This window comes from Dokdonia sp. Asnod2-E02 (assembly GCF_045063915.1).
Taxonomy (GTDB): domain Bacteria; phylum Bacteroidota; class Bacteroidia; order Flavobacteriales; family Flavobacteriaceae; genus Dokdonia.
Genome location: NZ_JBEFNX010000005.1, coordinates 470,211 through 484,991 on the forward strand (window position 1 = coordinate 470,211; position 14,781 = coordinate 484,991).

The window sequence follows — 14,781 nt, forward strand, 5'->3', positions numbered from 1 at the left end:
TCATAAAAAAACCGTCCTTATTAGATAAGAACGGTTTTGTATAAAGTGCCTAAGGACTTAGTTTGCTTCTGCAACTACGTCAAAAGGAAGTGTAGCCACCACATCTCTGTGGAAACGTACTTTTGCTTCATAGTTACCTAAACGTTTTACTGTGTTACCAGCGATAGCGATATACTTTTTGTCTACCTCTACTCCTTCTTTTGCTAGGTATTCTGCTACGTCTGCATTTGTAATAGATCCGAAAAGTTTGTCTCCGTCTCCAGTTTTTGCTGATATCTTAACTTCTAAAGCGTTAAGTTTATCTGCTTGCTTCTGTGCATCATCTACAACTTTTTGCTCTTTGTGAGCACGTTGCTTTAGGTTTTCTGCAAGTACTTTCTTTGCGCTAGGCGTAGCAAGTACTGCGTGACCGTTAGGGATTAGGTAATTTCTACCGTATCCGTTTTTTACTTGTACTATATCGTCTGCAAATCCTAGATTCTCAACGTCCTTCTTTAATATAAGTTCCATCTGTTATCTAGTTTCTATTTGTATAAATCAGTTACATAAGGCATCAATGCAAGGTGACGAGCTCTTTTTACAGCTACAGACACTTTACGTTGGTACTTTAAAGAAGTTCCTGTAAGACGACGTGGTAACAATTTACCTTGCTCGTTTACAAAACCTGCTAGCCAGTCTGCATCTTTGTAATCTACATACTTGATACCAGACTTCTTAAAGCGACAGTACTTCTTTGCTTTGTTAGTTTCAATATTAAGAGGAGTAAGATATCTGATATCTCCGTCCTTCTTTCCTTTTGCTTGTTGTTGTAAAGATGCCATAACTTACGCTTTTTGCTTTTTTAGTTTTTCACGTCTTCTTTCAGCCCACGAGATCGCGTGCTTATCCATAGCTACCGTAAGGTAACGCATAACGCGCTCGTCACGGCGAAAAGCTAGTTCGTAATCATTGATAGCTTGTCCATCAACAGTAAATTCAAGTAAGTGGTAAAAACCGCTTTTCTTGTTTTGGATAGGATATGCAAGCTTTTTTAAGCCCCAATCCTCTTTACTAATCATCTTAGCACCCTTTTCTTTAAGAAGTCCTTCGTACTTCTTTACTGTTTCCTTTATCTGATCATCAGATAAAACGGGATTCAAGATGAAAACAGTTTCGTAATGGTTCATATAATATGAGTTAAATTAAAAATGAGTGCAAAAGTAAGGATTCTCTTTTGATTTTCAAATAGCTATTAATATATATTCTTAAAATTTTCTCGATGCTCGCTAATGCTATATAATACGGTATGTAATTACGCTTTCGCGAAAGCGTAAACCTGTAAACTCTTTTGTAAGACATTATAATAAGGTATTACATACTATAACTCACCTACTCTTCTTACTATCAAAACCCTATGAAACTAATGTGTTAAAATTTTAGTAATCTATTTGTAAGAATTATACGATAATGCCGACTAATAGACATAACCTACTCATTGCTAACAGACTGCACTTAGAAGGTTTTTAACAATAAAGATATTAGTCAATTTTAGGTCGATAAAGAACATAATTCTTCGATGAAAGTCACTTTTTTGTTGGTATTATGGAGTTTTTTACCTAATATTGACCTGCTTAACCTAATTAAACATAAATCACTGTGGAAGGAGTATTATTAGACTGTGCTGTTGTAGATGATTCTAGCCTACAACGACTAGCAATCGTAAAGATGATAAATGATCATCCTAATTTACGACTGGTAGCTGAATATAACAATGCCATCGAAACTAAAAATGGTCTCTTAGACACTAAGGTAGATCTTATATTTTTAGATATTGAGATGCCTATACTCTCTGGGTTTGACCTACTAGATGACCTTATACACAAACCACAAATTATATTTGTGACTGGTAAAACAAAGTATGCATATAAGGCATTTAACTATAATGCTATAGATTACCTACGCAAACCACTTACTAAGGATCGTTTTACAAACGCTGTTTATAAAGCTATAAGCCTTCACAAACTAAAAACCGAAGGGGCTGTAGAAGATGACGATTACATATTTGTAAAAAGTAATCTCAAAAAGAAAAAGGTGATGCTTAACGAGCTTAAGTATATTACTGCCCTTGGAGATTATGTAAAGCTTGTAACTGTGCACGACCCTATAGTAGTACTTGCTACGATGAAGTCTTTTGTAGCGCAATTACCTCCAGAACGTTTTATGCGTATACACAAGTCTTATATTATAAATATAGACAAGGTAGATAAGTACAACAGTAGAAATATTGAAATAGATGGTGAAAAAATACCACTATCTAGACATAAAAAATCTGAGCTTATAGATGCGCTCTCTGCTTAAAAGGAGATTTTAATATAAAAAAACCACTCATTGAGTGGTTTTTTTATGCTTAATAACAATCTACATCTACTACTAATCGAACACTACGATACTGAGCAATAGCATTAAAACTTGTTACTACTCTACCTATGGTTTTTTTGGTTTCGAGTAAATTTTGTCTTCTACTTATTTTAATAAGGATATTACGCCTGTAGAGGTTTCTTATTCTTGCTATAGATGGTGTTTCTGGACCTAGTACCGCCTCTGCACCTAGAGTTTGTCGCAATGCCTTAGATAACCAAATACTAGACTCATCTATTTTTTGATAATCTCTATGTTTTAATGTAATGCGTATCAACCTATGAAAAGGTGGATACTTAAAGTTGCGACGCTCTTCTAATTGCTCTTTATACATCTCTTCAAATTTATTTGAAGAAACCTGCTGTAATATTTGATGATAAGGATTATAAGTCTGCACAAGCACTTTACCTTGCTTTTCGGTACGTCCTGCCCTACCTGATACCTGAGCAATTAATTGATAGCTACGCTCGTGTGCCCTAAAGTCTGGGAAGTTGAGCATACTATCTGCATTCATAATTCCTACTAAGGTTACGTTTCTAAAGTCTAACCCTTTGGTAAGCATTTGCGTGCCTACTAAAATATCTATCTGCTCTTGCTCAAAAGCTGTAATGAGCTTCTCAAAACCATACTTACCTCTTGTGGTGTCTGAGTCCATACGAGCAATATTATTATCTGGATACAACTCCTTGAGCTCTGCTTCTATTTGTTCTGTACCAAACCCCTTTGTTGTAAGATCTGTGCTACCACAAGCCATACACTTTTGCTGTAAGGCAATATTATAACCACAATAATGACAACGAAGTTGTGATCTATACTTATGATAGGTAAGACTCACATCACAATTAGGACATTGCGGAGCGTGCCCGCAAGTATTACACTCTAATATAGGAGAAAAACCACGCCTGTTTTGAAATAAAATAACCTGCTCACCAAGTGCAAGTGCATCTGTAATTGCTCGTAATAATGTATCAGAAAAGTGCCCTGTCATCTCCCTTTTACGAGACTTTTCTTTTATGTCTACAAGGTTAATTTCTGGCATTAAAATATTACCGTGACGCTGTTTTAAAGAGACATAACCATACTTTCCGCTCTGGGCATTATAAATGGTCTCGATAGATGGTGTTGCAGAACCTAATAAGACTTTGGCTTTAAAAAACGCCCCTAGCACAATAGCACAGTCGCGAGCGTGATACCTTGGCGCGGGATCATATTGCTTAAAGCTACTCTCGTGCTCTTCATCTACCACAATAAGTTTTAAATCTCTAAACGGTAGTAGTAATGCGCTTCTAGCCCCAATAACGATTTGGGCCTTGTCCATTTTTTTAAGGACATTATTCCATACTTCTACACGCTCATTTACAGAATACTTAGAATGAAATATAGCTACTCTTTCTCCAAAATAAGTTTGCAGCCTGCTTATTAACTGTGTAGTAAGAGCAATCTCCGGCAGGAGGTATAGAATTTGATCTCCAGTTGAGAGCATTTCTTCAATGAGCTGAACATAAATCTCTGTCTTACCAGAAGCAGTTACACCGTGTAATAATGTAACGTCTTTTGTTTCAAAATGTGTTTTAATCTCAGACAGTGCTGTTGCTTGATAAGTGTTGAGAGTCTTCGTCTCAAAAACTTCTCCCTCAAACCCCACTCTATCTTGGCGTTTTTGATATGTTTGAAAAACTCCTTTATCTACCAAGGCATTGAGCTGACTAGCCGTTGCTCCAGATGCTTTTTGCAACTCTTGTGAAGATATAGGTTTATTGGTTTTCGCTTTAAGCGAAAAAAAAGTGAGCACCATCTCTCTTTGTTTTGGTGCGCGAGATAATTCTTCTAGAATAACAGGCAAAGCCTCCTCACTGTCATACTCTGGGGCTATTGTAATAAACTTTACAAGTTTAGGGACATACTGCTCGTAAATCTCTTCTTGCATTTCTAAAACCCCTTGATCTATGAGGCGCTGTATAGAAGGTAGTATTTTCTTTTTATCAAGAATATCCATCACTTCGTGCACTTTAAGCTCTGAGCGATGTTGTAATGCTTCATAAATTAAAAACTCATCATCTTGAAGCTCTTCATCATTAATTACAAGACCATCAGACTTGAGCCTTATAACGGTCTCACTCTCTAATAAAAATGCTTTGGGTAATGCTGCTCGCATCACTTCCCCCTCGGTACACATATAATAATTTGCTATCCAAGACCAGAATGTGAGTTGCTGCTCTGTGACTATAGGCTCTTCATCTAAAATTTGCTGAATTTCCTTTGCCTCATAGATTGTAGGAGCAATAGTGTGCTTATTTTTTACGATTGAGGCATACACTTTCTTTTTCCCGAAAGGAACCGCAACACGCATTCCTTTCTGAATGTAATTATATTCTGCCTCTGAGACGAGGTAGGTAAACGTATTTTCTACAGGTATAGGAAGTATGACGTCTATAAAGTGGGGCATAAATGAGCAGTGTGTACTTCAAAAGTACTGTTAAGTAAAGTTTTGCGAAAGCATAGCACAAAAAAAGAGCCGCAATCTTTACAAAAGCGGCTCTCATTGTCAATAATAATGATGTTACTTAACACGTATCCACTCTTGAGTTCTATATAAAAAAGCAATATAACCTCTAAGATAGAGCTTATCTGGATTATCATTTTCTATCCAGATTTTTGCCTTATAGGTTTTCCCTTTTTCTGGATCAAAAACAGTACCTCCGGTATACTCATCATCATCTCTTTCTAGGTTTTTGATAATGTCTAGACCAAGTACAGGCTTGTTATACTCTTCTCCCTCGCAGTAAATACATAGTTTATCTCGATCTTGAGGATTAAGTATATCTATAATCTTACCATAAACTTTATCACCTTTTTTATAAATCTCTACGATAGATTTTGCCTCACCAGTCTCATCATCTATAGTTTTCCATTTACCAAAAACAGCGTCTTGTTGCGCCACAGCACTTGCAGTAAACAGTATTACGATAAAAAAACTAATTAAATACTTCATAATGTGATAAGTGTATTTGTGTTTTAAACCAAAAAATGGCAATTCTTGAGAATCGCCATTTTTTTATAAAAGTTGTAATCTACTAGTTTTTACCTAGCATTGCTTCTTTAAGATCATCATCTGCAGGCTCGCTACCTAACCAAATTCCAAAAAGTGCTTTTTTGAATTCTAATCCTGGTATCATTCCTACTTCTTTACCGTTTTTACTAACAACAGTTCCTTTTCCTTTTACATAAGCAATATCAAAAACATTTGTTTTTACAATCTTATCGCTAAAGAAACCTTTAAATTTTGTGATTTGTGCATCTAGGGAACTTGTATCTCCGTTCATAGAAGCGTCAAAACCATCATCTACAGCTCCTATCATTTTCTTACTTGACACCATACCAGAAACGATATCTAGTTTCATAGCCATTGTCTCATCTGCATTTACAATAGCAGTGGCATCACTCTTTTTTGAAGCGAGGTATAATCCTCCTGCATATAGATCAAAGATTACTTTTTCTCTCATTCCCGCACCGTTTAGTACAAGATTTGTTCCTTCTACAGTCATTGTGTTAGGTAATGTTGCATCACCTACAACTGTTTGAGCTTGGCTAAAAGTAAGACTACATACTGCTACTAGTGCTAATAAATACTTTTTCATAATTTACGTTTGTGTTAATTTAATTAGGGTTTTTGTGTAATATCCTTAGTTTTTGCAATGTTGCATTGAGCTCAAATCCTAATAATATAAGATTTGAGTTCAACCAAATATAAAGCATCATTATCAATAATGCACCAATTGAGCCATACAACTCATTATATCTCCCAAAAGTGTCGATATAAATACCAAAAAGGTACGTGGTTATCATAAATAATATAGTAGTCATTAATGCACCTGGTGAAAAAAACCTGCTTTTGCGCCCCTCTTTGGTACCAAAATAATAGAGCGTTGCAATCACAGCATATATCATTATCAATACAAACACGTTTTTTCCAACCGATAGCAATGTTATATCTAAATCTGTACTCATAAAGTCTCTCTCCTTGAGAGAAACGAGTAAATACTCAAAATAAACAACTACTGATATAGTAGTAACCAACAACAATGCCAAGATAATAGAAGTCGCTATAGCCACAGCATACTGCCTAAAAAAGCTTCGATTAATCTCATTATAATGAGATCCCTCAAAACCACTAAAAATGGAGTTAATACCATTTGCCGTAAGAAACAAAGCAAGAAGACCAGCTACAGACAGCAAACCTGCACGCTCATTTTGTGCAATATCACTTATAATAGGCCTAAAAAAATCTAGCGACTGTGATGGTATGAGCTCATAAATAAACGCCATAAACTTAATATCAAAGTCTGGCACAGGTACATAAGGTATAAGATTAAGCACAAATATAAGCGCAGGAAAAATGGCCATAAAAAAACTATATGCAATAGATCCTGCTCTAGATCCCAGCGCACCCTTTATAATACCAGTAAAGTAAGCGCGTGACAAGTTTAGTAATGTCATCCCTTCAAAACCAGGAATAACGACCTTATCTAGCATAGCTACGATCCAGCAAAAAGGCTTGAACCGCATAAGGCGTTGCTCTAAGGTCTTGTCTGAGGCCATTATACCGCTTTAAGGCTTAAATCTAGATTATAAACAGAGTGTGTAAGTGCTCCACTAGAGATATAATCTACACCACAAAGTGCATACTCACGTATGGTCTCTTCATTAATACCACCAGAAGATTCTGTAAGGCATTTATCACCTATAAGAGCAACCGCCTTACGCGTATCTTCATAATTAAAATTATCAATAAGAATACGGTATACGTGCTCGTGATTTTCAAGAATCTCTTCTATCTCCTCAAGGCTTCTCGCCTCTACGATTATTTTAAGATCTCGATTTTCAGTTTTAAGATACGCTACAGTTTTAAGTATCGCCTTAGTCACTCCTCCAGCAAAGTCTATGTGATTATCCTTAAGCATAATCATATCATATAATGCAAAACGATGATTTTCTCCCCCTCCTATTTTTACTGCCCATTTTTCTAAGGCGCGTATACCTGGAGTGGTCTTTCTGGTGTCGAGTATTTTTGTGCCTGTTCCTTCTAGGAGGTTAACAAAGAACTTTGTTTTGGTCGCTATGGCACTCATACGTTGCATTGCGTTAAGTACCAGTCGCTCTGCCTTTAAGATGCTTTGGCTCGAGCCAGATACATAAAATGCAATGTCTCCATACTTTACCTGGTCACCATCTGTAAGTACATCTTCTACTACGAGGCTGTTATCTACGTAGGCAAATACCGCTTTCGCGAAAGCGCAACCTGCAAGAATCCCTTCATCCTTCACCAGTAACTTTGCTTTGCCCGTCGCATCTGCCGGAATACAAGCTAGACTACTGTGATCTCCATCACCTACATCTTCTCTTATTGCATTAGAAATTATACCATCTATCTCAAGCTGAAACTGCGCTTCTGTTATCATAAAAATATAAAATACGGTTTCTGTAAAAATAAGGAAACACAAACACATCCATCGTCATAGAGAGATTTGTATTTTTGCAAAATGAATATAAAACTTCTATGCGTAGGCAAGACAGATAACAAGCAGCTACAGGCACTCGTAGATGAGTACAGCAAGCGCTTGAATTTTTATATTAAATACACTATTGAGACTCTTCCAGATATAAAGAATGTAAAAAATCTCAGTGAGCAAGAGCAAAAGACTAAAGAAGGTGCTCTCATACTTTCAAAATTGGGTCCCTATGACCACCTTGTGCTCTTTGACGAGAATGGCAAATCATTTTCAAGTGTAGGGTTTTCTAAGTTTTTACAAAAAAAGATGAACAGTGGTATAAAAACCTTAGTCTTCGTGATAGGAGGTCCTTATGGTTTCTCTCAAGAAGTTTACAATAAAGCGATAGGTAAAGTATCTTTGTCACAAATGACCTTCTCCCACCAGATGGTACGTTTATTTATCACAGAGCAAATTTATAGAGGGTTTACCATTTTAAAAGGAGAACCTTATCATCATCAATAAACCGAGCCCTACATAGTTTAACCAATATTTATGAGTACTAAAGATACTAAGACGCCGTACTCACGTTATTTTTGTAATACATATACGACTACTATTTAATGAGTTCAAAATCAGGCATAAAAAAGAAAAATAGACTACAGTTACTGCACCAGTATTATGTATACACTGGCTTTTACTCTTTTCTTAAGGATGCACTTAAAAAAGCGCTACCACCTATACTATTTGTTGTAGCCGCCATAGTATGTATACACTACTTTGTAATAGACCTTAACACGGCATTACAATATGTGATAGATAATTACTCTAATTTTTTAGTACTTACTTTATTCTTTGTTTCGGAGTCTATACTCGGTATTATCCCTCCAGAACTTTTTATAGCTTGGAGCGATAAAACTAGTGACCCTATATTATACCTTTCTATAATAGCCCTATTATCTTACCTGGGCGGTGCTGTATCTTATTTTACAGGGAGAGCTTCTCTTAAAATCCCAGCAGTACATAACTACCTTGAGGTAAAAATGGAAAAGCATTTAAAAAATGCTCGTAAATGGGGTGGATTCTTAATTTTAGTAGGAGCCTTGCTCCCACTACCCTTTGCCGTAGCAAGTCTTGCTGCTGGTATGATTCGTTTTGATTTTAAATATTGGGCACTCTTTGGTCTAGCGCGTTTTGTACGCTATGCAATTTATGGAGCAGCCATTTTTAGCCTTGTCTCTTAAATGAAGTTAGTCTTTGCAACGCACAACCTTAATAAACTTAAGGAAGTACAAGCTCTTGTACCAGAGCATATCACTATATTATCACTTACAGATATAGGATGTGATGAAGATATTATAGAAGATGCGCCTACTATAGAAGGCAATGCGATTATAAAAGCACAATACGTACGTGATCATTATGGGTATGATTGCTTTGCAGATGATACAGGTCTCGAGGTTACCGCGCTAGATGGTGCTCCAGGAGTATACTCTGCACGATATGCAGGACCTCAAAGAAGCGCTTCAGATAATATGGATAAGCTTCTTATAGCTCTTGCAGTTAAACAAGATAGAACGGCGAGGTTTAAGACGGTTATCGCTTTCGCGAAAGCAGAAAAAATAGAGACTTTTACAGGTATATGTGAGGGAGAGATTACAAAAGAACGCTATGGAGATGACGGTTTTGGTTATGATCCTATCTTTAAACCTAACGGCTACGAGGCCACTTTTGCCCAAATGGCAATATCCCTAAAAGGTAAAATAGGCCATAGAGGGCGCGCGATGCAGCAGTTTTTATCTTACTTAAGAGACGAGTAAATTACGTTCTTTAAAAAATTACCAAGTCACTTTACGATTATTCAATTATATATAGTACTTTTGCACCTTGAAAAACCTCAGGGTGAGGTACTGCCACTATTTATGGCACGTGTTGATTGAAGCAATTGGTTAATAAGTCGTTGCGCTTCCTACAGCACGATAACTTATTAAAATTTTGTCTTATGACATTTGATCAACTGGGCCTAAACGCGCCCTTACTTCAGGCTATCGCCGATATGGGATTTGAAACCCCATCAAAAATCCAAGAAGAAGCTATCCCACAACTACTCGCCGAAGATCGCGATATGGTTGCACTTGCACAAACAGGTACAGGTAAAACTGCTGCTTTTGGTTTTCCACTATTACAAAACATTGATGCTTCAAGCAAGACCACACAAGGTCTTATTATAGCCCCTACTCGTGAGCTATGTCTCCAGATTACTAATGAGATGAAAAACTATGCAAAACACATTAAAGGTGTGCGCGTAGTAGCTGTTTATGGTGGTTCTAATATACAAGAGCAAGCTCGTGAGATCTCACGTGGTGCTCAAATTGTAGTAGCTACACCAGGACGTATGCAAGATATGATGCGTCGTCGTATGGTAGACATTACAAAATTAAGCTACTGTGTTCTTGATGAAGCAGATGAGATGCTTAATATGGGATTCTATGAGGATATTACAAATATTCTTGCAGACACTCCAGAAGATAAACTTACGTGGCTCTTTAGCGCGACAATGCCCAGAGAGGTTGCACGTATCGCAAAAGAGTTTATGCACGACCCACTAGAGATTACAGTAGGTCATAAAAATGAAGGTGCAAAAAATGTATCACACGAGTACTACGTTGTACACACACGTGATCGTTACCAAGCGCTTAAACGTCTTTCTGATGCAAATCCAGATATATTTTCGGTAATATTCTGTCGTACTAAGAGAGATACTCAAAAAGTTGCAGAGCAACTTATAGAAGATGGATATAATGCAGGTGCGCTACACGGTGACTTAAGTCAGAACCAGCGTGACCTTGTTATGAAGAGCTTTAGAAATAATCAAATACAGATGCTTGTTGCAACAGATGTTGCTGCACGTGGTATAGATGTAGATGATATTACACACGTTATAAACTACCAACTTCCAGATGAGATAGAGACTTATACGCACCGTTCTGGTCGTACAGGTCGTGCTGGTAAAACTGGTACCTCTATGGTTATTGTGACCAAGAGTGAAATGCGTAAAATCAAGCAGCTCGAAAAGATTTTAGCAAAGAAGTTTGATCAAAAAACAATTCCTGACGGAAAAGAGATTACACAAGTACAGTTATTTCACCTTGCAAATAGCATAAATAACACAGAGATCAACCAAGAGATTGATGCTTATCTTCCAGAAATAGAAGAAGTACTTAAAGACAATACTAAAGAAGAGCTTATAAAGAAAGTGTTTTCTGTAGAGTTTACACGCTTCTTTAATTATTACAAAAAGGCAAAAGATCTTAATCAAAATGCTGTTGCAGCGTTTAAAGAAGAGTCTGGTGATACAACACGTTACTTTATAAACGTAGGTCGTAAAGACGATTTTGACTGGATGAAGCTTAAGGACTTCTTAAAAGAAATGACAGGCTTAGGTCAAGACGGGATATACCGTGTAGATTGTAAAGACGCCTTCTCATTCTTTAATACAGATACAGAGCATAAAGAAAAAGTACTTGCACTCTTTGAAGATTATCAACTTGATGGTCGTCGTGTAAGTGTAGAAGAGACACAAGGCGGCGGAGGTCGCGGTGGTAACCGTGGCGGTGGCGGAAGAGGCCGCAGTGGCGGTGGCCGTAGAGGTGGCAATGATGGCTTTAGAGGAGGTCGTAGCGGTGGCGGTGATCGTCGTCGTAGCGGTGGTGATCGAGACAGATCAGACAGAAAACGCAGTGACCGTCGTGGCGGTGACCGTGATCGCAAATCTAGTTATGGAGAAGATCAAGGAAGGTCTAGAAATCGCTCAGAAAGATCAAGTAGATCAGAAGGTAGATCAGATCGTAGAGGACCAAGTCGTACTCCAGACAGGGCTACAGAAGGTAATAAAAGCCCATTTTCTGGCAAAAGACGCCGTCGCAGCTAGCCTAAAGTGTTAGAATTATTGTAAAAGTTAAATTTTGGTATGGTTTTCTCATAGGATTGCATAAATTGCTACTCTATATGATGAAAACCATACTTTTTTTATTGCTACTTGCCGTATGCACAGTAGGATACTCGCAAGAACCAGCTACCCCAACTGGAGAAACTTCTACAAAGGAGCTTCAAGATGGATATATAGATGGTAAAGTTTTAAGCAGCAGTACAGATATTGCTTTACAAAACGTAAATATTCTCAACCTTTCAAACTTTAAAGGAGCTACTACAGATAAGCTAGGTAACTTTGACATTAAGGCTGCCGTAAATGACACATTATACTTTTCATATTTAGGTTATAAATCGCTCAAAGTAAGAGTAAGTTCTGACTGGATAAAATATGGAGATGTAAAGATTAAAATGACAGAGATAGGAATTGCACTAGAAGAAGTGGTTGTAGAAGAGATAGAACTTACCGGCTACTTAGAGATAGATGCAAAGAGAATCCCTATTTACAGCAACCAGCGCTATAGCATTTCTGGTCTTAACTCTGGTTATGAAGTAGGTCAAGGACAGCCTGGTGCCGTGTCACGCGTGCTGAGCTCTATTTTTAACCCTGCAGATTTTCTTTACAATATATTCAGCCGTAAGAAAGGTCAATTGCGCAAGCTACGCCAGATGAAAGAAGATGACAAAGTGCGTAACCTTCTTGAACGTAAATTTGACCGCGAGACACTAGGAGCTCTACTTCAAATAGACCGTGTAGATATAGATGCTATATTAAAAAATTGTAGTTATTCAGATAACTTTATAATGACTGCAAATGACCTTCAGATTCTAGATGCCATAAGTGAGTGTTATGAAGAGTATCGTGTCTTACAAAATAAAGATTAAGAGATTGTTTTAATTACGCTTTCGCGAAAGCGTACTCCTACCCTCTTTCATCTAGATAGCGCTGCTCAATGCGCTCTACATCTTTAATCATTTTACGAGTCCAAGCCAGCTTTTTATCAAAAAGTTCTTGCTTAGAAAACTTCCAGTCTACAGCCGAAGATTTGAGCTTAGTCATTATATGCTGTAATGTTATTGCCGCCGAAACTGAGATGTTAAGACTCTCAGTAAAGCCTACCATAGGTATATAAATAAAATCGTCTGCCTCCTCCATCACCAGGTCGCTTAAACCTTCTGTCTCTCTACCAAAAAATATAGCAGCCTTCTCTGTCACATCAAACTCTTCTAGCCTGTGTGCATCTTTATGTGGTGACGTGGCAACAATCTTATAGCCCTGCTCACGCAATGATTTGATACAACTAGAAGCACTATTGTGACGAGATACATCTACCCACTTTTGAGCCCCCATAGCAATCTCACGATCTATACGCTTTGCATTTACCTCCTCTATAACGTGCAGTTCTTGCACTCCAAAAGATTCACAACTACGTATTACAGCACTCGTGTTGTGTAATTGATATACATCCTCTACAGCCACGGTAAAATGTGTTGTACGCTCACGTAATACTTTATCAAATAATTGTACGCGACGTTCGGTTAAAAATGATTGCAGGTAGGTTAAAAGGTCTTGATCCATTAAAAATTGTTTACAGGGTAAAGATACTGTACTTTTAAAGTGTAAAAAACCTATTGAGGAGTATGCAAAAAGTTGTTGTATTATCTGGCGCTGGTATGAGTGCAGAGAGCGGTCTTAAAACCTTTAGAGATGCAAACGGTCTTTGGGAAGGTCACGATGTAATGCAAGTGGCGACACCAGAAGGCTGGAAAGCAAACCAAGAGCTTGTTTTAAGATTTTACAACGAGCGCAGGAAGCAACTACTAGAAGTATTACCTAACAAAGGACATCTTGATCTTGTAAAATTAGAAGAAGCCTATGACGTACATATCATCACTCAAAATGTAGACGATTTGCACGAGAGAGCAGGTAGCTCAAAAGTTATACACCTACACGGTGAATTACTTAAGGTGCGTAGCTGCAAAGACCCATCTCAAGTTTTAGAATGGGAAAAAGATTTAAAAACTGGTGATTTATGTCCTCAAGGAGGCCAGCTTAGACCACATATTGTTTGGTTTGGAGAAGAAGTACCGCTTATGGAAGAAGCTGCTAATATTGTTAGTCAGGCAGATTATATCATCATAGTAGGCACCTCTATGCAAGTATATCCAGCAGCTGGACTTATCACCCTAGCCCAGCCAGATGCAGAGGTGTTTTTTATTGACCCTGCACCATCTATCTCACAAAAAAAAGGACTAACGATACTCCCAGAGAGAGCAACAACAGGAGTCAAAAAGGTGGTAGATACACTTCTTTCTAAATAAACTAACAATTGACACTTAACGAGCTTTATAAAGATCTAGACTACGTCAATCACAGTCGTGAGAAGCGCGCCTACTATGCGCAACTTATTGTTGATAATCCTGGTGCAATGAGACACGTACTAGAAATTCTATTTATGGTAGACGACCCTAGATCTAATCGTGCCGGATGGCTTGCGGAGTTTGCCACAAAAATGAATATAACAATTATCTTACCGCATCTTGATTATTTTACAAAGCATATGCATACTGTCTATCAAGACTCCGCCTTGAGACCTGTTGCAAAAATTTGCGAATACCTTACAATATCATATTACACAGAAAAGCACCCAGAAACTAGAAAGATGCTTTTATCAAGCCACAAGAATTGTATTATAGAATGTGGTTTTGACTGGTTAATCACAGATCAAAAGGTGGCTGTAAAAGCATACACACTTACTTCTTTATACCACTTAGGCACAGAAACAGATTGGGTTCATCCAGAATTAAAGCGTTTTATGGAAGATGGATACCATACCGGAAGCGCAGCTTTTAAGGCCAGATGCAGACACGTTAAAAAATGGATTAAAAAATTCAACAAAAAGCAATCTTAACACTACAAAAAGCAGTAAAATCAAGAATTACATAATGTAATGTTTAAAGAAAA

The 14,781-nt window shown here is 37.5% G+C and carries 17 protein-coding genes; 8 read left to right on the top strand and 9 right to left on the bottom strand.

Annotation, left to right across the window (positions count from 1 at the left end; translation table 11 throughout):
• Positions 1 to 57: 57 nt before the first annotated feature.
• From rplI to rpsF, 3 genes are read right to left on the bottom strand one after another with little or no spacing between them, the layout of a single operon-like run.
• Positions 58 to 510, bottom strand: coding sequence for a 50S ribosomal protein L9 (rplI, locus tag ACJJVM_RS02025; protein WP_021779000.1), 453 nt, complete (start codon positions 508 to 510; stop codon positions 58 to 60).
• A 14-nt stretch (positions 511 to 524) separates the two neighbouring features.
• Entirely contained in the window at positions 525 to 821 is a 297-nt protein-coding gene (gene rpsR, locus ACJJVM_RS02030) for a 30S ribosomal protein S18 (RefSeq protein WP_013752085.1), read from the bottom strand.
• A 3-nt stretch (positions 822 to 824) separates the two neighbouring features.
• Complete coding sequence (gene rpsF, locus ACJJVM_RS02035) at positions 825 to 1,166, bottom strand: 30S ribosomal protein S6 (RefSeq protein WP_021778999.1); 342 nt, start codon at positions 1,164 to 1,166, stop codon at positions 825 to 827.
• Between the two features lie 469 nt (positions 1,167 to 1,635).
• Here rpsF and ACJJVM_RS02040 point away from each other — a divergent pair, with 469 nt between their 5' ends.
• Positions 1,636 to 2,337, top strand: coding sequence for a LytTR family DNA-binding domain-containing protein (locus ACJJVM_RS02040; protein WP_298350363.1), 702 nt, complete (start codon positions 1,636 to 1,638; stop codon positions 2,335 to 2,337).
• A 49-nt stretch (positions 2,338 to 2,386) separates the two neighbouring features.
• On the opposite strand, the gene priA is transcribed toward ACJJVM_RS02040, so the two are convergent.
• The 5 genes from priA to nadC form a co-directional block, all read right to left on the bottom strand.
• Positions 2,387 to 4,843 (bottom strand): primosomal protein N', encoded by a 2,457-nt coding sequence (gene priA, locus ACJJVM_RS02045; protein WP_405210638.1) that lies wholly within the window; start codon positions 4,841 to 4,843, stop codon positions 2,387 to 2,389.
• Positions 4,844 to 4,957: 114 nt separating this feature from the next.
• Positions 4,958 to 5,389, bottom strand: a complete 432-nt coding sequence (locus ACJJVM_RS02050) for a DUF2147 domain-containing protein (protein ID WP_405210640.1) — start codon at positions 5,387 to 5,389, stop codon at positions 4,958 to 4,960.
• A gap of 82 nt (positions 5,390 to 5,471) precedes the next feature.
• On the bottom strand, positions 5,472 to 6,035 hold the full coding sequence (locus ACJJVM_RS02055; protein WP_405210642.1) for a chalcone isomerase family protein: 564 nt from the start codon (positions 6,033 to 6,035) through the stop codon (positions 5,472 to 5,474).
• A gap of 19 nt (positions 6,036 to 6,054) precedes the next feature.
• Positions 6,055 to 6,996, bottom strand: coding sequence for a YihY/virulence factor BrkB family protein (locus tag ACJJVM_RS02060; protein ID WP_298350354.1), 942 nt, complete (start codon positions 6,994 to 6,996; stop codon positions 6,055 to 6,057).
• Positions 6,996 to 7,856: a carboxylating nicotinate-nucleotide diphosphorylase gene (gene nadC, locus ACJJVM_RS02065; protein WP_405210643.1), complete on the bottom strand. Its 861-nt coding sequence runs from the start codon at positions 7,854 to 7,856 to the stop codon at positions 6,996 to 6,998. The genes ACJJVM_RS02060 and nadC overlap by 1 nt, the downstream gene beginning before the upstream one ends.
• A gap of 81 nt (positions 7,857 to 7,937) precedes the next feature.
• Between nadC and rlmH the strand changes: the two genes are divergently transcribed.
• The 5 genes from rlmH to ACJJVM_RS02090 all read left to right on the top strand — a co-directional run bounded on the left by rlmH (position 7,938) and on the right by ACJJVM_RS02090 (position 12,701).
• The gene (gene rlmH / locus ACJJVM_RS02070; protein WP_299149447.1) at positions 7,938 to 8,411 is read left to right on the top strand and encodes a 23S rRNA (pseudouridine(1915)-N(3))-methyltransferase RlmH; all 474 of its coding nucleotides are present in this window, start codon (positions 7,938 to 7,940) and stop codon (positions 8,409 to 8,411) included.
• A gap of 98 nt (positions 8,412 to 8,509) precedes the next feature.
• Entirely contained in the window at positions 8,510 to 9,130 is a 621-nt protein-coding gene (locus tag ACJJVM_RS02075; protein ID WP_298350347.1) for a YqaA family protein, read from the top strand.
• The gene (locus ACJJVM_RS02080; protein ID WP_299149445.1) at positions 9,131 to 9,706 is read left to right on the top strand and encodes a non-canonical purine NTP diphosphatase; all 576 of its coding nucleotides are present in this window, start codon (positions 9,131 to 9,133) and stop codon (positions 9,704 to 9,706) included.
• 182 nt (positions 9,707 to 9,888) lie between these two features.
• Complete coding sequence (locus tag ACJJVM_RS02085) at positions 9,889 to 11,817, top strand: DEAD/DEAH box helicase (RefSeq protein ID WP_405210645.1); 1,929 nt, start codon at positions 9,889 to 9,891, stop codon at positions 11,815 to 11,817.
• Positions 11,818 to 11,894: 77 nt separating this feature from the next.
• Positions 11,895 to 12,701, top strand: a complete 807-nt coding sequence (locus ACJJVM_RS02090) for a carboxypeptidase-like regulatory domain-containing protein (RefSeq protein ID WP_405210646.1) — start codon at positions 11,895 to 11,897, stop codon at positions 12,699 to 12,701.
• 37 nt (positions 12,702 to 12,738) lie between these two features.
• Here ACJJVM_RS02090 and ACJJVM_RS02095 read toward each other — a convergent pair whose 3' ends face one another.
• Positions 12,739 to 13,395 carry a TrmH family RNA methyltransferase gene (locus tag ACJJVM_RS02095; RefSeq protein WP_405210647.1) on the bottom strand — a complete coding sequence of 219 codons (657 nt, stop codon included), beginning with the start codon at positions 13,393 to 13,395 and terminating at the stop codon, positions 12,739 to 12,741.
• Between the two features lie 62 nt (positions 13,396 to 13,457).
• Between ACJJVM_RS02095 and ACJJVM_RS02100 the strand changes: the two genes are divergently transcribed.
• Together ACJJVM_RS02100 and ACJJVM_RS02105 are read left to right on the top strand one after the other, a co-directional pair.
• The gene (locus ACJJVM_RS02100; protein ID WP_405210648.1) at positions 13,458 to 14,138 is read left to right on the top strand and encodes an SIR2 family NAD-dependent protein deacylase; all 681 of its coding nucleotides are present in this window, start codon (positions 13,458 to 13,460) and stop codon (positions 14,136 to 14,138) included.
• An 8-nt stretch (positions 14,139 to 14,146) separates the two neighbouring features.
• The gene (locus tag ACJJVM_RS02105) at positions 14,147 to 14,728 is read left to right on the top strand and encodes an adenylosuccinate lyase (RefSeq protein WP_405210649.1); all 582 of its coding nucleotides are present in this window, start codon (positions 14,147 to 14,149) and stop codon (positions 14,726 to 14,728) included.
• Positions 14,729 to 14,781 lie beyond the last annotated feature (53 nt).

Coding starts and splice junctions, on each gene's coding strand:
- rlmH (WP_299149447.1), top strand. CDS start 7,938: ATGAATATAAAACTTCTATGCGTAGGCAAGACAGATAACAAGCAGCTA.
- ACJJVM_RS02090 (WP_405210646.1), top strand. CDS start 11,895: ATGATGAAAACCATACTTTTTTTATTGCTACTTGCCGTATGCACAGTA.
- ACJJVM_RS02080 (WP_299149445.1), top strand. CDS start 9,131: ATGAAGTTAGTCTTTGCAACGCACAACCTTAATAAACTTAAGGAAGTA.
- ACJJVM_RS02085 (WP_405210645.1), top strand. CDS start 9,889: ATGACATTTGATCAACTGGGCCTAAACGCGCCCTTACTTCAGGCTATC.
- rpsR (WP_013752085.1), bottom strand. CDS start 821: ATGGCATCTTTACAACAACAAGCAAAAGGAAAGAAGGACGGAGATATC.
- ACJJVM_RS02095 (WP_405210647.1), bottom strand. CDS start 13,395: ATGGATCAAGACCTTTTAACCTACCTGCAATCATTTTTAACCGAACGT.
- ACJJVM_RS02060 (WP_298350354.1), bottom strand. CDS start 6,996: ATGGCCTCAGACAAGACCTTAGAGCAACGCCTTATGCGGTTCAAGCCT.
- priA (WP_405210638.1), bottom strand. CDS start 4,843: ATGCCCCACTTTATAGACGTCATACTTCCTATACCTGTAGAAAATACG.
- ACJJVM_RS02055 (WP_405210642.1), bottom strand. CDS start 6,035: ATGAAAAAGTATTTATTAGCACTAGTAGCAGTATGTAGTCTTACTTTT.
- ACJJVM_RS02050 (WP_405210640.1), bottom strand. CDS start 5,389: ATGAAGTATTTAATTAGTTTTTTTATCGTAATACTGTTTACTGCAAGT.
- rplI (WP_021779000.1), bottom strand. CDS start 510: ATGGAACTTATATTAAAGAAGGACGTTGAGAATCTAGGATTTGCAGAC.
- ACJJVM_RS02100 (WP_405210648.1), top strand. CDS start 13,458: ATGCAAAAAGTTGTTGTATTATCTGGCGCTGGTATGAGTGCAGAGAGC.
- ACJJVM_RS02075 (WP_298350347.1), top strand. CDS start 8,510: ATGAGTTCAAAATCAGGCATAAAAAAGAAAAATAGACTACAGTTACTG.
- nadC (WP_405210643.1), bottom strand. CDS start 7,856: ATGATAACAGAAGCGCAGTTTCAGCTTGAGATAGATGGTATAATTTCT.
- rpsF (WP_021778999.1), bottom strand. CDS start 1,166: ATGAACCATTACGAAACTGTTTTCATCTTGAATCCCGTTTTATCTGAT.